The sequence below is a fragment of the Klebsiella sp. RIT-PI-d genome, assembly GCF_001187865.1.
In the GTDB taxonomy this organism is placed as follows: Bacteria; Pseudomonadota; Gammaproteobacteria; order Enterobacterales; family Enterobacteriaceae; genus Superficieibacter.
On record NZ_LGIT01000017.1, the window covers coordinates 193,381 to 213,198 of the forward strand.

General features: G+C 52.0%; 16 protein-coding genes and 1 riboswitch. Of the genes, 6 read left to right on the forward strand and 10 right to left on the reverse strand.

Annotated features, from left to right (window positions below; genetic code table 11):
• The gene (araB, locus tag AC791_RS18260; RefSeq protein ID WP_049841898.1) at positions 1-1,710 is read right to left on the reverse strand and encodes a ribulokinase; all 1,710 of its coding nucleotides are present in this window, start codon (positions 1,708-1,710) and stop codon (positions 1-3) included.
• Between the two features lie 335 nt (positions 1,711-2,045).
• Here araB and araC point away from each other — a divergent pair, with 335 nt between their 5' ends.
• Together araC and AC791_RS18270 are read left to right on the forward strand one after the other, a co-directional pair.
• A complete protein-coding gene (gene araC / locus AC791_RS18265) occupies positions 2,046-2,891 on the forward strand; it encodes an arabinose operon transcriptional regulator AraC (protein ID WP_049841899.1) in 846 nt (281 codons plus the stop codon).
• Between the two features lie 120 nt (positions 2,892-3,011).
• Positions 3,012-3,788, forward strand: coding sequence for a DedA family protein (locus tag AC791_RS18270; protein ID WP_049841900.1), 777 nt, complete (start codon positions 3,012-3,014; stop codon positions 3,786-3,788).
• On the opposite strand, the gene thiQ is transcribed toward AC791_RS18270, so the two are convergent.
• The 4 genes from thiQ to sgrR form a co-directional block, all read right to left on the reverse strand.
• The gene (gene thiQ / locus AC791_RS18275; protein ID WP_049841901.1) at positions 3,756-4,466 is read right to left on the reverse strand and encodes a thiamine ABC transporter ATP-binding protein ThiQ; all 711 of its coding nucleotides are present in this window, start codon (positions 4,464-4,466) and stop codon (positions 3,756-3,758) included. The genes AC791_RS18270 and thiQ overlap by 33 nt on opposite strands.
• On the reverse strand, positions 4,450-6,060 hold the full coding sequence (gene thiP / locus AC791_RS18280; RefSeq protein WP_049841902.1) for a thiamine/thiamine pyrophosphate ABC transporter permease ThiP: 1,611 nt from the start codon (positions 6,058-6,060) through the stop codon (positions 4,450-4,452). The genes thiQ and thiP overlap by 17 nt, the downstream gene beginning before the upstream one ends.
• Positions 6,036-7,019 (reverse strand): thiamine ABC transporter substrate binding subunit, encoded by a 984-nt coding sequence (gene thiB, locus AC791_RS18285; RefSeq protein ID WP_049841903.1) that lies wholly within the window; start codon positions 7,017-7,019, stop codon positions 6,036-6,038. The genes thiP and thiB overlap by 25 nt, the downstream gene beginning before the upstream one ends.
• A 32-nt stretch (positions 7,020-7,051) precedes the next feature.
• Positions 7,052-7,143: riboswitch (TPP riboswitch) on the reverse strand.
• Between the two features lie 36 nt (positions 7,144-7,179).
• The gene (sgrR, locus tag AC791_RS18290; RefSeq protein ID WP_049841904.1) at positions 7,180-8,835 is read right to left on the reverse strand and encodes an HTH-type transcriptional regulator SgrR; all 1,656 of its coding nucleotides are present in this window, start codon (positions 8,833-8,835) and stop codon (positions 7,180-7,182) included.
• 88 nt (positions 8,836-8,923) lie between these two features.
• Between sgrR and sgrT the strand changes: the two genes are divergently transcribed.
• Positions 8,924-9,109 carry a glucose uptake inhibitor SgrT gene (gene sgrT, locus AC791_RS18295; protein WP_049841905.1) on the forward strand — a complete coding sequence of 62 codons (186 nt, stop codon included), beginning with the start codon at positions 8,924-8,926 and terminating at the stop codon, positions 9,107-9,109.
• A 120-nt stretch (positions 9,110-9,229) separates the two neighbouring features.
• Positions 9,230-10,441, forward strand: a complete 1,212-nt coding sequence (locus tag AC791_RS18300) for a sugar efflux transporter (protein WP_049842044.1) — start codon at positions 9,230-9,232, stop codon at positions 10,439-10,441.
• On the opposite strand, the gene AC791_RS20240 is transcribed toward AC791_RS18300, so the two are convergent.
• Entirely contained in the window at positions 10,438-12,057 is a 1,620-nt protein-coding gene (locus AC791_RS20240; RefSeq protein WP_049841906.1) for a hypothetical protein, read from the reverse strand. The two genes, AC791_RS18300 and AC791_RS20240, sit on opposite strands and share 4 nt — an antisense overlap.
• An 83-nt stretch (positions 12,058-12,140) precedes the next feature.
• Here AC791_RS20240 and AC791_RS18310 point away from each other — a divergent pair, with 83 nt between their 5' ends.
• Positions 12,141-12,335 carry a hypothetical protein gene (locus AC791_RS18310; protein WP_049841907.1) on the forward strand — a complete coding sequence of 65 codons (195 nt, stop codon included), beginning with the start codon at positions 12,141-12,143 and terminating at the stop codon, positions 12,333-12,335.
• Between the two features lie 226 nt (positions 12,336-12,561).
• Here the strand turns inward: AC791_RS18310 and aroD are convergent, their stop codons facing one another.
• Both aroD and AC791_RS18320 read right to left on the reverse strand, forming a co-directional pair.
• Entirely contained in the window at positions 12,562-13,317 is a 756-nt protein-coding gene (gene aroD / locus AC791_RS18315) for a type I 3-dehydroquinate dehydratase (protein ID WP_049841908.1), read from the reverse strand.
• 201 nt (positions 13,318-13,518) lie between these two features.
• Positions 13,519-15,951, reverse strand: a complete 2,433-nt coding sequence (locus AC791_RS18320) for a glucose/quinate/shikimate family membrane-bound PQQ-dependent dehydrogenase (RefSeq protein ID WP_049841909.1) — start codon at positions 15,949-15,951, stop codon at positions 13,519-13,521.
• A gap of 1,214 nt (positions 15,952-17,165) precedes the next feature.
• Between AC791_RS18320 and AC791_RS18325 the strand changes: the two genes are divergently transcribed.
• Entirely contained in the window at positions 17,166-17,777 is a 612-nt protein-coding gene (locus tag AC791_RS18325) for a hypothetical protein (protein WP_049841910.1), read from the forward strand.
• Positions 17,778-17,799: 22 nt separating this feature from the next.
• Here AC791_RS18325 and leuD read toward each other — a convergent pair whose 3' ends face one another.
• Positions 17,800-18,405 carry a 3-isopropylmalate dehydratase small subunit gene (gene leuD / locus AC791_RS18330; protein WP_049841911.1) on the reverse strand — a complete coding sequence of 202 codons (606 nt, stop codon included), beginning with the start codon at positions 18,403-18,405 and terminating at the stop codon, positions 17,800-17,802.
• 10 nt (positions 18,406-18,415) lie between these two features.
• The gene (leuC, locus tag AC791_RS18335) at positions 18,416-19,816 is read right to left on the reverse strand and encodes a 3-isopropylmalate dehydratase large subunit (protein ID WP_049841912.1); all 1,401 of its coding nucleotides are present in this window, start codon (positions 19,814-19,816) and stop codon (positions 18,416-18,418) included.
• Positions 19,817-19,818 lie beyond the last annotated feature (2 nt).

Sequence of the window (19,818 nt, forward strand, 5' to 3'; positions counted from 1 at the left end):
TTAACAGGTCAGAGATGTCTGGTGAGCCGCCGCCGTTGGTTCAGGCGCGCGCTCAGGAAGGTATTGCTGCTCAGCGCTGACCGCCCAGTGTTGGTAGCGGCGATAGAGCTGTTCAAAGCGTTGCGCCTGCTGAGGGCGCGGTTGCAGAGTACTTTCTACGGCGCTGGCCATGCTGGCCTGTGCCGCAGGAATATCGCTATGAATACCGGCGGCGACAGCGGCAAAAATGGCCGCACCCAGCGCGCAGCACTGGTCAGAGGCCACAATTTGCAGCGGTCGGTTGAGCACGTCACAGCAGGCCTGCATGATCACCGGGTTCTTGCGCGCAATGCCGCCGAGCGCCATCACGTTATTGACGGCTATTCCCTGTTCGGTAAAACATTCCATAATGGCGCGTGCGCCAAAGGCGGTAGCGGCGATGAGGCCGCCGAACAGCGCCGGGGCATCGGTTGCCAGATTCAGGTCGGTAATGACACCTTTCAAACGCTGATTGGCATTGGGTGTGCGACGACCGTTAAACCAGTCAAGCACCACCGGCAGGTGATCGAGGGAGGGGTTTTTTGCCCATGCTTCGGTGAGCGCGGGTAATAACTGTTTCTGACTGACTGCAATCTGCTCTTTCAGCTCAGGATGCTGCACTGCCAGCTGGTGCAGCGGCCAGCCCAGAAGGCGACCAAACCAGGCATAGATATCACCAAACGCCGATTGCCCGGCTTCCATTCCGACAAAATCAGGGACTACGCTGCCGTCAACCTGACCGCAAATACCCTTAACGGTGCGATCGCCAACGCTGTGCTTGTCAGCGATCAAAATGTCGCAGGTCGACGTGCCGATCACTTTGACCAGCGTGTTCGGCTGTGCTCCGGCACCGACAGCGCCCATATGGCAGTCAAACGCACCGCCGCAGATTACCACCTGCCGGGAGAGGCCAAGGCGCTCTGCCCATTCGGCACTCAGGTTGCCTACGGGCAGATCGGCCGTATACGTTTCGCTGAACATCGGCCACGCCAGGTGCCGGTTGAGGATCGGGTCCAGCTCGTCAAAGAAACTGGCAGGAGGCAGTCCACCCCAGCTTTCATGCCACAATGATTTATGTCCGGCACTGCAACGGCCGCGGCGAATATCCTGCGGACGGGTCGTACCGGAGAGCAGTGCAGGTACCCAGTCACAAAGTTCGATCCAGGAGGCTGCCGCCTGAGCTACCGCGCTGTCCTGACGGGTAACATGCAGGATCTTGGCCCAGAACCATTCGCTGGAATAAATGCCGCCAATGTAGCGCGAGTAGTCTTCTTTACCTGTCGTGTGGCACAGGCGGGTGATTTCCTCCGCCTCTTCAACCGAGGTGTGATCTTTCCACAGCACGAACATGGCGTTCGGGTTATCGGCAAATTCGGGACGCAGCGCCAGTACATGGCCGTCGGCATCAATAGGGGCTGGCGTAGAGCCGGTGCTGTCTACGCCAATGCCGACCACATCCTGGCGCTGAGCATCGGTTAACGCCGCCAGAACGCGTTTGACGGCCGCCTCCATTGACTCAATATAATCGCGCGGATGATGACGAAACTGGTTATTCGGGCCATCGCAATAGCGTCCCTCCTGCCAGCGCGGATACCATTCCACACTCGTGGCGATCTCTTCGCCAGTGGCGCAATTTACGGCCAGCGCGCGTACGGAATCACTACCAAAATCGAGGCCAATTGCAATCGCCATCGTCTAACTCCATCAAGAAAAACAGTGATGGTGAAACAGTAGAGAGTGGGGAAAAAAAGCGTCAGGCTGGAACCGCTAATCTTATGGATAAAACTGCTGTGGCGTTGCAAAGTGTGACGGTGTGCAAATAATCAATGTGGACTTTTCAATCCTCTTTATAGACACTCGTGTTACTGCTTTAAAACGTTTATATAGCCTGTGATAACAGTAAAAGCCTCTCTGAAGCGGGGTTTGTGTGCAGCACCGTAATGAGGGTGGCGCTTTCGCCGAGTTTCATGCGCTAAATTGCAATATGGACAATTGGTTTCTAAATTTTTATCGGGAGTGCAAAGGTAATGGCTGAAACGCAAAACGATCCTCTCCTGCCCGGCTATTCATTTAATGCACATCTTGTGGCGGGACTGACGCCGATTGACGCCGGCGGGTATCTGGATTTCTTTATCGATCGTCCGCTGGGTATGAAGGGATATATCCTCAATCTGACCGTGCGCGGCGAAGGCGTCATTGATAATCACGAGCAGCGCTTTGTGTGTCGTCCGGGTGACATGCTGCTGTTTCCACCGGGCGAGATCCACCACTATGGTCGTCATCCTGACGCAAAAGAGTGGTATCACCAGTGGGTCTATTTCCGTCCGCGTGCCTACTGGCAGGAGTGGCTGGCCTGGCCGACCATTTTTGCGCAGACCGGATTTCATCGCCCGGACGCGGCGCATGAACCGATATTTCGCGAGCTGTTTGCGCAAATTATTGATAGCGGGCAGGGCGCTGGACGCTATAGCGAATTACTGGCGATTAATCTTCTTGAACAATTGCTGTTACGGCGTATGGATGCCGTGAATGAATCGCTGCATCCGCCGCTGGATCATCGGGTACGGGAGGCCTGCCAGTTTATTAGCGATCATCTCTCCGATAGCCATTTTGATATCGCCAGCGTAGCGCAGCACGTCTGCCTTTCCCCCTCCCGCCTGTCGCATCTGTTCCGCCAGCAGTTAGGCGTCAGCGTGCTGAGCTGGCGTGAGGATCAGCGCATCAGCCAGGCCAAATTTCTGCTGAGCACTACGCGAATGCCTATCGCCAGCGTAGGGCGTAATATTGGTTTTGAGGATCAGCTCTATTTTTCCCGGGTCTTTAAAAAATGCACCGGTGCCAGCCCCAGCGAATTCCGCTCAGGATGTGAATAAAAGTGAATGAAGTCCGTCGACGCTTGTCATAACCGTTAATCTATTCAGACAATTGATGTCTTGACGAAGTATGCCTCTGCTCCGCAGAATCGCTGCTTCTTAAATCCCGACGGATACATTATGCAAGCATTGCTGGAACATTTTGTCACTCAATCAACCAGTTACTCCCTGATTGCCATTGCGCTGGTCGCCTTCCTTGAATCGCTGGCGCTGGTGGGGCTGATCCTGCCCGGCACGGTCATGATGGCGGGGCTGGGCGCGCTGATTGGCAGTGGAGAGGTTAACTTCTGGCAGGCCTGGCTGGTGGGGATAGTCGGCTGTTTACTGGGCGACTGGATCTCGTTCTGGCTGGGCTGGCGCTTTAAAAAGCCGCTGCACCGCTGGTCGTTTATGAAGAAGAACAAGTCATTGCTGGATAAAACCGAGCATGCGCTGCATCAACACAGTATGTTCACTATTTTAGTGGGGCGATTTGTCGGTCCAACCCGTCCGCTGGTACCGATGGTCGCCGGGATGCTCGACCTGCCGATTGGAAAATTTTTGCTGCCAAATATTATCGGCTGCCTGTTCTGGCCACCGGTCTATTTCCTGCCGGGGATACTTGCCGGGGCAGCCATCGATATCCCCGCCGACGCGCAGAGCAGCACCTTTAAATGGCTGCTGCTGGCGGCAGCGCTGCTGGTGTGGATTGCTGGCTGGCTGTGCTGGCGCTTATGGCGCAGCGGAAAAAGCGGCAGCAGCAAGCTCTCGCAACTGCTGCCCCGCACCCGGCTCATCTGGCTTGCGCCGCTGGTTAGCGGCATCGCGGTGGTCGCGCTGGCGGCGGCGATCCGCCACCCGTCTATGCCGGTTTACGCGGATATCTTAGTCAGGGTGGTGACGGGAAATACCCAATAATGATGAAGCGCTGGCGCGGCCGCTGACCAGCTCGGCGGTCGCGCCATCCCATGCTATCCGGCCATCGGCAATTACCAGCGAGCGAGATGCGATACGCGCAGCATCTTCCACGCTGTGTGAAACCATCAACAGCGTCAATTGTTGACGACGACAGACATCGCTGACCAGACTGAGCATCTCCTGGCGCAGCGCCGGATCGAGTGCCGAGAATGGCTCATCCAGTAGCAGGACAGGTTGTTCCCGCACCAGACAGCGGGCCAGCGCAGCACGCTGGCGTTGTCCTCCGGAAAGTTCAGAGGGCAGACGATCCAGCAGCGATTCTATGCTCATCTGACTGGCAATCAGCTGTAATTTTTGCCGCTGCGCCTCATTTAGCCTTAACCCTGGCTCCAGCCCAAGACCGATGTTCTGCCGCACCGTCAGGTGGCTAAAAAGATTGTTCTCCTGAAACAGCATCGATACCGGACGCCGCGCGGGTGGTGTGCGGGTATGGTCTTTATTTTCAATAAGGATCGTACCGCTTTGCGGCGTCAGGAACCCGGCAATAAGATTAAGCAGCGTGCTTTTCCCCGCACCGCTGGGGCCCAGCACGGCAACCTGCTCACCCTGCTTAATTGAGACGTTGAAGCGCATCGGCAGATGCTGATAAAGCCAGATTACATCAGTAAGTTTCAGCATGACGTCCCGGAAGTTTTTCAATGACGGTAAAAAGGGCAAAGCAAAGCAACAGTAAGAGCAGGGCGGTGACCGCCCCTTCCTGGCTGCGATAAGACCCAATTTGTTGATAAAGATAAAAGGGCAGCGTACGGAAATCGTCATTACCAAACAGGGCCACCACGCCAAAATCGCCAATCGACAGTACGCAGGCAAAGGCCAGCGCCTGCGCCAGAGGACGGCGAAGAGCACGGAATTCCAGCACTTTCAGCCGGTTAAATCCTTCTATTCCCAGCGACTGGCATAAAAAGGTGTAACGTGCCGTGATGTCGCGCATCGGATTTTCCAGCACCTTTAATGCATAGGGAATGGCCATCAGCGCATTGGTGAAAATCACGATACCGTCGGCGGACTGCGGTAACCCCACGCTGTTATTGAGCAATAGAAAAAAGCCGGTGGCCAGCACGATACCGGGCATGGCGAGAATTAACATACCGGACAGCTCCATTGCCTGGCCTGCCAGCGGGTGGGCGCGGGCGCGAAGTTCCCGGCTGCTCCACAGCAGCATCATGGTCAGCACCACGCACAGTACGCCTGCGGCGAGAGCAATCCGCAACGAGGTCCACAGCGCCTGCCACATCGCAGGTTGTCGCAGGACAGCGGGCAGATCGCGGTTTATCCCCTCAACGATCACCGCCAGCAGCGGCGGCAGTAACAGTAGCAGAGCGCAGACGATGAGTAACGTGTCGGCTAATCGACTCCAGCGCCGATCATCAGGATCGCGCCAGCCAGTAAGTTGAGTATTACCGACGACAATTGCTTTACTCAGACGCTGGCTGAGAAGCACCAGACCGAGACAGCACATCATCTGGATCACGGCCAGCATCGCCGCACGGCCCGGATCATAATCAAAATTGAGTGCCTGATAGATAGCCAGTTCAATGGTTGTGGCCTGCGGCCCGCCACCCAGCGACAGTACGGTGGCAAAACTGGCAAAACAGAGCATAAAAATCAGCGCAGCGACCGGGGGGATTTGTCGGCGTAGCCACGGCCATTCGATAAAGCGGAAGAAATCGACGCCGCGCATGCCCAGCTGCGCCGCCAGCTGCCGCTGTTCGCCGGGGATCTGCTCCAGCACCTGGAGCAACAGACGCGTGGCCATCGGCAAATTAAAAAAGATGTGCGCCAGCAAAATGCCCTGTAAGCCATACGGTGAGAAGGTCCATTCTACGCCGAGTAGCTGGCACAGCGAGGCCAGCCATCCGTGGCGGCCATACACGCTGAGAATGCCAAATACGGCTACCAGCACCGGCAGGATCAGCGTCATTGCGCATAGCCGCAGCATAATTAGCCTGCCGGGAAAACGTCGGCGATACAGCGCGCGGGCGAGAAAAATTGCCGGAACGACAGAGAATAGCGCCGACAAAAAGGCCTGGCAGAAAGAAAAGCGCACCACATGCCATAGATAGCTGTCCTGAAGCAGAGCGCCCCATGCCGCCTGCGGTGCGCTGGCCCATAACGCCAGAAACGCCGCCATCGCCACCGCCACCATCAGGGTGGCGGCAGTAAGGCCAGGGATCAGCCAGCCGGCAATTAACGGCTGACGGCGCGTTGCCATTCGCTAATCCACTGCGCACGTTGCTGGGCGACGTCATGTGAGGAAAATTGCAGCGTGGTTTTCGGTTTTGTCAGATCCGCAAACCCCTCCGGTAAGGTCACATCGGTGACCGGATACATCCAGTTGCCGGTAGGGATGGTTTTCTGGAACGCCGGAGAAACCATAAAGGCGAGGAATTTTTTTGCCAGCTCCGGCTGCTTGCTGGAGGCGGTACGCGCCGCAACCTCAACTTGCAGATAGTGACCTTCTGCAAAGTCAGCCGCCGCGTACTGCGATTTTTTCTCTTCAATGATGTGGTAGGCCGGAGACGTGGTATAGCTCAGTACCAGATCGCTCTCGCCTTTTAAAAACAGCCCGTACGCCTCGCTCCAGCCTTTGGTCACGGTGACCGTTTTGGCTGCCAGCTTCTGCCAGGCCGCCGGCGTTTTATCGCCATAGACTTTTTGCATCCACATTAGCAGGCCTAAACCCGGCGTGCTGGTGCGCGGATCTTCATAGATGACCTTCCATTTCTGATCGCTTTCAACCAGTTCTTTCAGGCTTTTTGGCGGGTTTTTGAGTTTGGTTTTGTCATAGACGAAGGCGAAGTAACCGTAGTCGAAGGGGACAAACGTATCGTTAGTCCAGCCGCCGGGCACGTTTACCGCGCCGGTGGGAACATCGCTTTTGGCGAACAGATGCGTTTGCATGGCCGCTTCCAGCAGGTTGTTATCAAGGCCAAGAACCACATCAGCCTTGCTGTTTTTACCTTCCATGCGCAGCCGGTTGAGCAGCGAAACGCCGTCTTCCAGCGCCACGAATTTCAGTTCACAATCGCAACTGGCTTCAAACGCCTTTTTGACAACCGGCCCTGGTCCCCAGTCGGCAGAGAACGAGTCATAGGTGTATACCGTCAGAACGGGTTTAGCGAAGACGGGCGCAGCAACCAGCGCCAATAACGGCAGATATTTTTTTAACACTTTGCACCTCAATAAATGGGTGGCAAAGGATTTTGAGCACCAGCCTCAAATCCCTTCGCCGGCATTATCCGGATCAGGTTCGACGGGTATTTTCTCAGCTTTATCAGCACCCCGTTGAGAACGTTAACAGTGTAATAACTTTACCCGCTTTCTGAAAGCATTAAGGTTCCGGCGGTGCAAACCATGCGGATTTGAAGTCAAACCAGCCCAGCGTATTCATGCGCAGACCGCGCATACTGCGTTGCCCGTGAAGGATCAGCCAGTGATGGATCAACGGGACGATGTGCTGATGAATCTGAAGCTGCTGGCTCCAGGTCGCCGGATCGAGTTCGCCTGCCCGCCAGCGACAAGCATCTCCCTCCCAGTCGGCCGGGATACAGTGGCGGATCAGTGGGACCTCATAAAGGTAGGCGAACAAAGAGAAATCAAGGGGCAGGGTAAAATTGGCGCTGTTAAGCCAGACGTCGCTCACCACTTCGCCGCGATGCCACTCTTCATATTCCAGCTCTTTAATGTCCAGCTTTACCTGATGCTCTGCCAGCAGGGCCTTCATGATGCCGCCCATCATCCGGTGCTCCACATGATCCTGATAATAGGTCAATGTAACGGTTTCCAGACCCGCAGGTTTTTCACAGGTGCGGCTCTGGCTGTGATGCCAGCGTGGCAGCAGTCCATAAGCCGGAAACCAGGTACTCTGGTAATGGGGACCCGCGTGATAGAGCATATTGGCTGGCTGGAAAATATGACTGAGCCACTGGCGGACCGCCGGATTGCTGCCGAGCGGGCTACGAGCGTCAAACAGCAGATAGTAGCAGCCCTCCTCAAGACGGCTTTCGACCGCTTTTTCGCTATGCGTGGTGCCCTGAAGCGTCAGGCCGCCGTTCGGCTCCTCCCCGATTTCCGGCAGTACCCATACATTTACCTCATCAATCAGCGCCCGATAGCCAAAATAATCATCGAACGCGTGGATCTTGAGCTGATTCTGATTATTGCGCCCGACGGCATAAGGGCCGGTGCCCACTGGCTGTCTGGCAAACTGATTCATCGTTTCCCACTCTCGCGGCAGGATCATCGTCGCGGTATGGCCCAACAGCCAGGGAAGCCAGTTATCTGGCTGAGTGAGGTGGATATCCAGCGTCCACGGGGTCGGAGAATGAATAGTCACTATGTGCGAAAACAACGGCAGGGCGTTAATCCGCTGCAAAGAGGTAATAATATCGTCCATTTCCAGCTCGCGACCGTGATGGAAATGAATGCCTGGACGCACGAAAAATCGCCAGTGGAGGGCGGAGATTTGCTGCCAGTGGTGGGCAATATCGGCTTCCAGTTCCCCATTTTCCTCATTTACCCGGGTCAGGGAACTGAATATCTGCCTGGCCATGTGAATTTCTGAGCGGCGCAGGGCGGTGCCGGGCAGCAGGCTCTTTAACGGCCGATAATACAGAATGCGTAAAATATGCCGCCCCTGCCGGAAACTACGGCCCAGATGAGACACCAGCATCTGGCGTACCGTGGCTTTATCGCCCACCAGTTGTACCAGTTGATCGATGCGGTCTTGCTCCAGCAGATCTTCTGCACGCTGCTGCTGAAGTGCCAGTCCTGTATAGAGAAACGTCAGGCGCGAGCGTTTACCGCGTCCCGCTTCAGCTTCCCACGTCAACCAGCCGCGCGCCTGCATGGTATTCAGCAGGGTACGCATATGGCGACGTGAACAGTTCAGTAATTCAGCCAGCTCATGCAGCGTCGTCGCCTGAGGTTTGCCGTCGCAGCATTGCCACAGGCGGATGAATTGTTGTTGCAGACGGCCAGATGACATAAAAGAGGAACTCCTGCTCAAAACCCAGCAATTTATTTATCCCTATATTAAGCCAATAATCATTAGCGATGAAGCAAGGAGGTGGATTATGCAGAAGTCATTCATTCGTCAGTTTTACCTGAGCTATTTCATTGCCACACAGGATGTGTGCTGGCTGGCCCGCCAGAGTGCACGGCAGCGATACGCATTGCTGGAAGAATTGATGCAGTGGGACGTTACAAACCCTGTCTCTGATCCCGTTCATCGTCAGGAGAAAACATCGCCTGAACGATGAGCAGATACCGACTTGCAGATATCATGTGTGACTGAGAATTGGTGTAAAATCACCCGCCAGCAGATTCTTTCTGCTGGCTTTTTTCGTGTTCATTTTGCTTCAGTTGATAAAGGACGCTTCATGCTCTGGGTAATGACGATGGCTCGGCGGTTTAACGGTGTCTATACCGCATTCATGATCGTAGCATTTATGATGGGCATCGCGGGGGCGCTACAGGCACCCACGCTAAGTCTTTTTCTCAGCCGTGAAGTGGGCGCGGAGCCGTTCTGGGTTGGGCTTTTTTACACCGTTAATGCAATCAGCGGAATTGCGATCAGCCTGCTGCTGGCAAAACGCTCCGACAGCCGGGGCGACAGGCGTCGGTTAATTATGTTTTGCTGCCTGATGGCGGTGGGCAACGCACTCTTATTCGCCTTTAATCGACACTATCTCACCCTTATAACCTGTGGCGTGCTGTTGGCTTCGCTGGCCAATACCGCCATGCCGCAACTTTTTGCCCTGGCGCGCGAATATGCCGACAACTCGGCGCGTGAAGTGGTGATGTTCAGCTCAATTATGCGCGCGCAGCTTTCCCTGGCATGGGTTATCGGGCCGCCGCTGGCCTTTATGCTGGCGCTGAATTACGGTTTTACCGTCATGTTTACGGTGGCCGCCGGCATTTTTTTAATTAGCCTGCTGCTGATTGCGCTGATCCTTCCGTCGGTTGCGAGGATTGAACAATCCCCGGAGGTAGCGATAACCCAGGTAAGCGGCTGGCAGAATAGTAATGTGCGCATGCTGTTCATTGCCTCGACGCTAATGTGGACCTGCAACACGATGTATATCATCGACATGCCGCTGTGGATAAGCCAGGATTTAGGCCTGCCGGACAAGCTTGCCGGGATCTTAATGGGCACCGCCGCCGGGCTGGAGATCCCGGCAATGATCCTCGCGGGCTTTTATGTCAAACGTTTCGGTAAACGCAAAATGATGATCCTTGCCGTGACGGCGGGCGTGCTGTTTTATGCCGGGCTTACTGTCTTCCATAGTCAGCAGGCGCTCCTGATCCTGCAACTTTTTAATGCTGTATTTATCGGGATCGTCGCCGGAATTGGCATGTTATGGTTTCAGGATTTGATGCCGGGCCGGGCAGGATCGGCCACAACATTATTTACCAACAGCATTTCGACGGGGGTGATCCTTGCGGGTGTGCTTCAGGGGGCGCTGGCGCAAGGCTATGGACATGGGGCGGTATACTGGACGATTACTGCGATCTCGCTCATTACACTCGTTATTACCAGCCGCGTAAAGGAAGGGGCAACGCGACCGGGTAAGATCGGGCTTGCTGATTAAACTGCCAGGGGGATCGGTTGAGCTCGTTGCTCACTTTTAGGATGATAAAGGTCCCATCCTCGTAATGAAAAAACCGTATCATGAGAAACGAGCCTGCCTCCTAAAGAGAATGAAACATTCTTTTTAATACTCTCTTCGTGACGATGACGATAGATCCATCTGAGCTCATGAGCGGTAATTGCATCACCATGATTTTCATCATCTTTAGTGGCAATTTCCGGAATCGAATCAATTAGCTTATCAACACAAAAAATGACTCCACGTTGTCTGACTTTTGTCTGAAATTCCAGTCCGGCCTTACTGGTTTTTGTCCATTTATCCGTTGCGGAAAGCGTAGAAAATTGCTCACTTGTAACATCGTATCGCGGGTGCGTGGCGAGAAATTCCTTAAATGACAGGCCGCGTTCAGGATCGCTCAGTGTTCGTTTTATAACAGCGTCAGAACTATATTTCTCAGGGCTGTAGCGATCCCATACAGCATTAGTCAGAGTATTTTGTATAATAATTTCGTTGCGGGTTGCGCCACCAACAGTATGAATACCGTTGTATACTTTATTTCTTGGGGAATGGAGACCATACAATATATCTCCGGATTTAAAAGATAACGATGATTCCATTGACAAACCATTAAAACTAACATCTGGACGAGTATAACATCTCGGGTTTATATTTATTCTTGCTGTATGGATCCTCACTCCTGGTGGCAGTTCTTCAGGCTCAACGCTCCAGTTATCATATGCCTGACTATGAATATTTATGTCCATCAGCGTTCCCGGCAGCTTCGTTGGTAGTACCAAATTAGTGCAGTTCCAGATATTCAGTGACTTAAGATTTTCAGGCAGGTTGCAGGATTGAGGAGTATCAAAATCTAATAATTCCAGATTTAATGACTCTACACTCTTGGGTAAAGAAGGGCATGTTGAGATACTAAGGTGTTTAATAAGAGATAGCTTTAATAACCCCTCCGGCAATTCAGGGATATAATCATGGTTAGGTTTTTCTGAATGATTACTGGCAAGTCTACCGCAAATAGTTAATTTTTTTAAGTTTTTCGGTAACTCATTAATAATGAGATCAGAGCAATTATCTGCTTTTAATTCTTTTAAATGCGATAGTGTTGAAATATTTAATTTCCCTTCGACTTTTTTCATAGATAAAGTTAACAGATTTGCAGGGAATTCTGACAACGTAGTTTTGTAAAGAGAAAGATGGGGCAGTCCTTCAGGCAGTTTCGGAACATTATGAACATTTCTTAAAGTAAGGGCTTGCAGACCATCAGGCAATTTCATATTTCCTGTATTGGGACAGTCTTCTATAGTTAAGTTTGTTACCGCAGAAAGCGATGGCAAAGATGTTAGTTTTTTTGCGCCGAATATCATTACGCATTTAATATCTTCAGGAAGTTCGGGGAGTGATGATATATTTTGCATGTAACAATCGTTTAATATCAGTGTGCCTGTATAGCGCGCCTCATTGATGAGATCGGCAATGATTTTTCTGTTTTCTCCCACAGGGGCATTAGCCAACCACTGTTCAACGGACTGGACTGGCGAGACAGTAATAGTATCAATTATCATATTATAAGAGTGTTGCAGTGCGTTCATAATTCTGAGCATATAATATATCCTGCTTACTATATAGAAATTAAAAGGAGTTAGAATATTTTTAGGCACTGTAAACACCATGAGGTTGTTTGTAAATGACCACGCCTGGTATTGAGCGATTTTTGAAATTTGATCTAAATTTTAATGTAGTTTTTGCGGATAATATTATTTCAGCACTATCAATGCTTCATGGTAGCGGATATGAAGCGATTATCACAATTCCTCTATTGCTTTTACACACGATATCTGGCTATTTTATACAGGCGCTAACTGGAATTGAAAAATATTAGTCAGAAAACAATATTTATTTATTGCGCTAGCCGGATGTTATTAAAAATGATTGTTTAATGTTTTCGATAATAAGAGACTTATCGCAAGAGTGGCGTCTGAAATAGAATGGTACAGGCATCTTGCTGTATAAAAATATGTCGGGTTGCTGCCGCGTGCTCAACCCCCGTCCCATCAGGCTATTTCATTCGCCTGCCGGGACAGGCGCACGTTGCGGCAATCCTCTTTTTACGACAGAATCGACATCATCTCCCGCAGTTTTCCGATTTCAATTTGTCCTGGCGCAGAGACATCTCCTGCGGTACCAAAGGTCATTGCTGAGCCAAACAGCCTGCCCATTACCCGGCTCACGCCGCCTAATTTTCCCATCGACATGGTGATAAGAGGGCGTGTAGCGTACTGTTGTTTCATGGTTAACGTGGCATCAAGCAAACGTAAAACGTCTTCAGCGCACTGGGGCATAACGGCGATTTTAGGCAAGTCGGCACCCAGATCCTGCATCCGGCGCAGGCGATGAATGATTTCATCTTTAGCTGGCGTTTGCGCAAAATCGTGGCTGCTGATGATGACTTTAACTCCTGCGGCATGCGCTACCTCGACGAGTTCACGGATCCGTGACTCATCGTTAAATAGCTCGATATCAATGACGTCTACCATGCCACTATTCACGGCCCGCAGATTGAGCGCAAAGTAAGCATCGTCAGTTAATTCGCCTTCACCGCCCTCTTTTTTGCTGCGAAAGGTAAAGATAAGCGGTTGTTGCGCCAGTGCCGGGCGCAATGATGACAACGCTTCCATCACATGTTCATTGTTAGCAAATTCCGCGTAGCGATCGACGCGCCACTCGATAATATCAGCACCCGCTGCGACCAGATTACGTGTTTCTACCTCAAGCCCGGCAATAGATTTGCCGACCAGAGGGAGACAAATAAGCGTCTCGCCTTCGCGAAAAGTAATGTTTTTAACGCTAACCGATTTATCCATTTTTATCTCTGTCGTCATAAGCCTGTCTCTGATGCTGACGATAGCCGATGTTACGTGCAATCACAAAAGCTTAAACGCAGAAAGGTCGCAGGATACTACATGGTCAGGAGGATTGTGAAAGGGCAGTGCCGTGCCAGGTCGGCCGAGAGAATAAAAAAACCTGCGCCGGGGCGCAGGTTATCGTCACGATATCATTACCTGTTACGGTAGCGCATAAGCAACTATATAATCACCACGATCCGGCGACTGACGCGCGCCGCCTGCGGAGATCAGAATGTACTGCTTACCGTTTTTCGGCGAGACATAGCTTATCGGACCGCCCTGACTACCTACCGGCAGACGTGCTTTCCATACTTCTTTACCGGTTGAGCTATTAAACGCACGTAAGTAGTAGTCCTGAGAACCGGCGATAAAGACCAGTCCCCCTTGCGTGGCCAGCGTACCCCCCAGCGTCGGCATCCCGACCGGCATTTGCGCCCGCATTTTGATCCCAAACGGTCCGGTATCCTGCACCGTGCCGACCGGCACTTGCCAGACGATTTGGCGCGATTTCATATCAATCGCTGACAGGGTACCGAATGGCGGTGCCTGGCAAGGAATACCCAGCGGCGACATAAAGCGATTTTTATTCACCGCATATGGCGTGCCTTTCAGCGGAACTGCGCCCATACCGGTATTGATCGCCTCGCCACCGTTGCTGCCGCGCGCGATGTTTTGTGTATCCGCCGGGATCATCTGAACCCATAGCCCAAGGCGCATATCATTGACGAACATATAGTTATTATTTGGATCGAACGAGATACTGCCCCAGTTCATCCCGCCCAGCGAGCCCGGGAAACTGAGGGATTTATCGGTGTCCGGTACCGTAAACAGACCGTTATAGCGCATCGATTTAAATGCAATGCGGCAGGCCAGTTGGTCAAACGGCGTTGCGCCCCACATATCGGATTCAGTCAACGTCTGATTGCCAATCTGCGGCATCTCCGTTGAAAACGGCTGCGTTTTCGAATACTGCTCATCCGGAATGTTACCGCGCGGTACCGGGCGTTCTTCGACCGTAGTCAGCGGCTTGCCGGTTTCGCGATCCAGTACGAAGATCATGCCGGTTTTTCCGCCGATAACCACTGCCGGTTTCGTGGTGCCGTCTTTCATCGGGAAGTCTACCAGGCTTGGCTGCATCGGCAGGTCGAAGTCCCAGAGATCGTTATGCACGGTCTGATAAACCCACTTCTCTTTGCCGGTTGTCGCATCCAGGGCCAGAACAGACGCGCCGTATTTATGATCGAGCGCGGTACGATTGGCACCCCATAAATCAACAGACGAGCTGCCCATTGGAATAAAGACAGTGTTCATCGCCGGATCGTAAGACATCGGCGCCCACGAGTTAGGCGTACTGCGGGTATAGGTTTGCTCCGGCATCAGTACGGCATTTGGGTCCACATTGCCCGGATCAAAGGCCCAGCGTTGCTTACCGGTCATTACATCGAAGCCGCGCAATACGCCGCCGGGCATGTCAGTCTGGACGTTATCCGCCACGCGACCGCCGACCACGATTGTGGTTCCGGCAAGCGTTGGCGCGGATGTCAGCTGATATTTAGGATCCTGAGCTTCGCCCAGTCCTTCTTTCAGATTCACTATGCCGTGGTTACCGAATCCTTCACAGAATTCACCGGTATCCGCATTGATAGCGATCAGCCGGGCATCAATGGTATTCAACAGGATACGACGCTGGCAGACATCGCCTGCGTTCCGATCGGCTGCTGGCACCGGCGTGGAGCCTGGCTTACTCGGCTGGATCAGCGGTTTGGTGGCATCAAAATAAGCCAGACCGCGGCAGCGCGGCCAGACTTCAGCCTGGGCATTAATTTCACGTTTCCAGATTTGCTTTCCGCTATCGGCTTCAACGGCGATCACATTGTTATGCGGCGTACAAAGATAAAGCGTATTGCCGACCTGCAATGGGGTTTGCTGATCTTCCGCGCCATTACCTGTCGGGCTTTCTGGCGTGTCGCCGGTGCGGAACGTCCATGCGACTTGCAGATCTTTTACATTATCGCGGGTGATCTGATCGATGGCGGCGAAACGGTCACCGCCCGGCGTGCGACCGTAGTTGTCCCAGTCCTGCTGTGGCTGCTGTTTATCAACCGGAATTAACGGACGTTCTGTACCTGAAAAGACGACGGAAGGATGCGGCTGGAACATCTGCACCAGCGTGCCAATCATCCCAATGGCGATCAGCGCGGAAAAAGCGTATGAAACCATCGCCAGCGAGGATTTGCCTTCCCGCTTACGCAGGGCGGGCCAGGTCAAAAATGCCAGTAACATCAGGCCAGACGGGACCATCAGGCGTGATACCAGCGGCCAGAAAGCCCAACCAGCATCAAACAGTGCCCAAATGAGCGTACCGACAAAAACCAGAATAAACAGCACTACCGCAGAGGATTTGCGGCGGAAAAATTGAATTGCTGACGCCAGGGTAACGATACCTGCAAGCAAGAAATAGACGCTTCCATTTACCGCGATAAGCTGGCCGCCGCCGATAGTAAAGTACAGACCGGTTGCCAGCAGTACCAGCCCCAGTAATACTGACCAGATGCCCAGACCTTTTCCTGATCGGGGTGATAAATCTGCCATAAAAAATTCTCCTGAAAAAACAAAGTGTTCTCACCATCTGGCGTCGGTAAATCCGTCTGTCCATAACGGCTGCGAATTACCAGAGATCGCTTTCTTTTCTTTTATAAATGGTATGCCTCGGCACACGTGAAAAGCACCGCACAGACGACAATGTCGTTTTTACCGCAGCGCGAAACATCATTGTAACATCGTGTTTATAAATGGATGCACAATTGCAACGTATTGCAACCCTAAGCTTAACTTTTGACACGATGTAAGGGGGAGGGAATGCGCAGCAGGCTTTCTTCTGACCAATCGCGTCTGGTATGCAGGCATGCAGATCATTATCGATTAACTTTTACTTCTCTATATGACGACCAGCTCCCGATCGACGTTAAAGAAGCTGAGAGTAGATACGTTAAAAAAGAGTATAAAAATAAGAAGTTAAAACGAAGCGATAAAAGAGTTTTAGCTGTTTTATACGCTATAAACTGTTAATATAAACATGATTAAAAAAACAGTATTGACTCTGTTTTTTAAATGTGTAGATTAGAACTTAACAGCACGGAAATAGTTAGCGTTTATTCAGAAGTACTGGGGTAAACCATTTTGCAATAAAGGCCTCGAAGTATGTAGTTTGGGATGCAGTATGTTTTAAGGCCGCGTAGTAACCGTGCTGAGAAGCAAAATGGTCGTGTATGCGCGACGATGTAACGCCACGTATTATTGTGAATAATTGCGGTTATTGTATGTTGATAAGCGCAACGGTAATAAGGCAACGCATCAAAGAGTTTATGTCGCGATGGGGGATGTACTTGTTTAAGAGGCCATGCTTAATGTTCCTGATAAAGCTGGCAAGTGTGCAACAAGATAACTGGCGGGAGGTTTTTAATTTTTAATGCCCAATATTATCTGTAGTAAACGGGTGCATTTAAAAGCAGTATAAATTGTAGTAACAATCCAATAAGTTCATTAATGTTAAATCTGAAGTTTGTAGTACCTTAAAAGCCCTGGCTGCAACGGTCAGGGCTTTTAAGACTACTCACCCTGCCTCTTTCGTGTGCTCTCCCCTGATGTTATCCGATGCCAGTTTCGGCGCGACTCTCTCTGCTGGCCACTATTAGTCAAATTTATATCGATCCGGCACATACGATCAACGATCCCGATTCACTGGAGCCTGAGCAACTTTTATATTAGGCTTACAGATAATTGTTGAAATAACAGGTACTTCATCTATGCGCGCACTTGTCGCTACTATGCTGGCGTTTTTACTTACCGGATGCTTCACGTCTTCTCCGCAAAAAACGCAATTTAAAGCGGAGTATCCGGCCCGTCAGGATATTCGCCAGAAAAATGAATACCGCTTTACCACAAAACCGACAAAACCGGCCGATGCGCGATATTGGGGCTCAGATGATCTTGCTGAACTTTTCTATGTTGCTGACAGTCAGGCCACAACGCTGACGCTACACTTTAATTTCCCCGCAAAATCGCTCAAGGTTTCTTCCCTGGATCCCGATAATAAAATACGACGCCAGACAACATTTATGCTGCTGGATGAATCCGCCGAAAAGCCGTCTGACACCGATCTCAGGTATATGTATTTAACGAAAGATGGCCGTCTGTTGAGAAAAACCCGGAGTTGCAAGCCGGATATGAGTGTCGGATGCCAGTGGTGGATCCATACTATTTTTATCACCCGTAATGGCGACATGGCGGTGAATTATGAGCAGGGCGGGGCGGGAATGGCATTTCTGGTTATTCCGCTTTACAGTTCCAGTGAGTATCTTCAAATTTTCAACAAGGCTCAGATTAGCAACGTAACGTCTCATCAGGCAGATCGGTAACCTGCCTGATGACAACCTAAACTTACGCCATAAACGCTGGCTGACTACGCTCATATGCCGCAATGGCATCGTCGTGCTGCAATGTCAGCCCGATGCTGTCCAGCCCATTTAACATACAGTGACGACGGAACGAGTCGATGATAAAACCGTATGACTTATCACCCGCTTTGACTACCTGCGCTTGCAGATCAACTTCAAACGTTGTTCCCGGATGAGACTGAACTTCGGTAAACAGCGCATCAACCTGCTCTTCACTCAGGGTCACCGGCAGAAGCTGGTTATTAAAGCTATTGCCATAGAAGATGTCGGCAAAGCTCGGGGCGATAACGACTTTAAAGCCGTAATCGGTGAGTGCCCACGGCGCGTGTTCGCGTGAGGAGCCGCAGCCGAAGTTTTCACGTGCCAGCAAGATAGATGCACCCTGATACTGCGGAAAATTCAGCACGAACGCCGGATTAGGCTGTTGACCATCTTCATCCAGAAAACGCCAGTCGTTAAACAGGTGCGCGCCAAAACCGGTGCGGGTCACTTTCTGTAAAAATTGTTTTGGGATAATCGCATCGGTATCGACGTTCGCGGCATCCAGTGGAACCACCAGGCCAGTATGCTGAGTAAATTTTTCTGCCATGATGTTTTCCTTACTTAATGCTGCGGATATCGGCGAAGCGACCGGCAATCGCCGCAGCGGCGGCCATTGCCGGGCTGACCAGATGAGTACGACCGCCACGACCCTGACGACCTTCAAAATTACGGTTGCTGGTAGAGGCACATCGCTCGCCTGGGTTCAGGCGATCGTTATTCATGGCCAGACACATGGAGCAGCCTGGCAGACGCCATTCAAAACCGGCTTCTATAAAAATTTTATCCAGACCTTCTGCTTCTGCCTGCGCTTTTACCGGCCCAGAGCCTGGCACCACCAGCGCCTGCACGCCTGAAGCCACTTTACGGCCTTTAGCGATCTCTGCCGCTGCGCGTAAATCTTCGATACGTGAGTTGGTGCAGGAGCCGATAAACACTTTATCAATCGCCACTTCGGTCAGCGGGATACCCGGCTTCAGACCCATATAGGCCAGTGCCTTTTCAGCGCTGGCGCGCTCAACCGGATCGCTGAAGGAGGTCGGGTCAGGGATTATCTCATTAACTGAGATGACCTGGCCTGGGTTTGTCCCCCAGGTTACCTGCGGCGCGATCTCTGCGGCATCCAGCGTGATCACACTATCAAAAGTTGCATCTTCATCAGTCTTCAGCGTTTTCCAGTACGCGACTGCGCTGTCAAAATCCGCACCTTTCGGTGCGTGCAATCGGCCTTTAACATAGTTAAACGTGGTGTCATCAGGCGCGACCAGTCCCGCTTTGGCGCCCATTTCGATGGCCATATTGCATAATGTCATCCGGCCTTCCATGCTCAACGCACGAATAGCATCACCACAAAATTCAACAACGTGACCCGTACCGCCGGCACTGCCGGTTTTACCGATAATCGCCAGTACAATATCTTTGGCAGTAATGCCCGCAGCCGCCGTACCCTGAACCTCAATTTTCATGGTTTTGGCGCGGCCCTGTTTCAGGGTCTGCGTTGCCAGCACGTGCTCAACTTCTGACGTGCCGATGCCGAACGCCAGCGCGCCAAAGGCACCGTGAGTCGCCGTATGGGAATCACCGCATACAATGGTCATACCGGGCAGAGTCACGCCCTGTTCCGGCCCCATGACATGGACAATGCCCTGATAAGGATGGTTGAGATCGTAGAGCTCAACGCCAAATTCATTGCAGTTTTTAATCAGCTCCTGCATCTGAATACGCGCCATTTCGCCCGAGGCATTGATATCTTTGGTTTGCGTTGAGACGTTGTGATCCATGGTGGCAAACGTTTTAGCCGGCTGGCGTACCGGGCGACCGTGCGCGCGCAGGCCGTCAAATGCCTGAGGAGAGGTCACCTCGTGCACCAGGTGGCGGTCAATGTACAGCAGCGGGGTTTCTTCTGGCGCTTCATAAACCACATGAGCGTCAAACAGTTTTTCATACAGTGTCTTAGCCATGA

Coding starts and splice junctions, on each gene's coding strand:
- araB (WP_049841898.1), bottom strand. CDS start 1,710: ATGGCGATTGCAATTGGCCTCGATTTTGGTAGTGATTCCGTACGCGCG.
- araC (WP_049841899.1), top strand. CDS start 2,046: ATGGCTGAAACGCAAAACGATCCTCTCCTGCCCGGCTATTCATTTAAT.
- AC791_RS18270 (WP_049841900.1), top strand. CDS start 3,012: ATGCAAGCATTGCTGGAACATTTTGTCACTCAATCAACCAGTTACTCC.
- thiQ (WP_049841901.1), bottom strand. CDS start 4,466: ATGCTGAAACTTACTGATGTAATCTGGCTTTATCAGCATCTGCCGATG.
- thiP (WP_049841902.1), bottom strand. CDS start 6,060: ATGGCAACGCGCCGTCAGCCGTTAATTGCCGGCTGGCTGATCCCTGGC.
- sgrR (WP_049841904.1), bottom strand. CDS start 8,835: ATGTCATCTGGCCGTCTGCAACAACAATTCATCCGCCTGTGGCAATGC.
- sgrT (WP_049841905.1), top strand. CDS start 8,924: ATGCAGAAGTCATTCATTCGTCAGTTTTACCTGAGCTATTTCATTGCC.
- AC791_RS18300 (WP_049842044.1), top strand. CDS start 9,230: ATGCTCTGGGTAATGACGATGGCTCGGCGGTTTAACGGTGTCTATACC.
- AC791_RS20240 (WP_049841906.1), bottom strand. CDS start 12,057: ATGCTCAGAATTATGAACGCACTGCAACACTCTTATAATATGATAATT.
- AC791_RS18310 (WP_049841907.1), top strand. CDS start 12,141: ATGACCACGCCTGGTATTGAGCGATTTTTGAAATTTGATCTAAATTTT.
- aroD (WP_049841908.1), bottom strand. CDS start 13,317: ATGGATAAATCGGTTAGCGTTAAAAACATTACTTTTCGCGAAGGCGAG.
- AC791_RS18320 (WP_049841909.1), bottom strand. CDS start 15,951: ATGGCAGATTTATCACCCCGATCAGGAAAAGGTCTGGGCATCTGGTCA.
- AC791_RS18325 (WP_049841910.1), top strand. CDS start 17,166: ATGCGCGCACTTGTCGCTACTATGCTGGCGTTTTTACTTACCGGATGC.
- leuD (WP_049841911.1), bottom strand. CDS start 18,405: ATGGCAGAAAAATTTACTCAGCATACTGGCCTGGTGGTTCCACTGGAT.
- leuC (WP_049841912.1), bottom strand. CDS start 19,816: ATGGCTAAGACACTGTATGAAAAACTGTTTGACGCTCATGTGGTTTAT.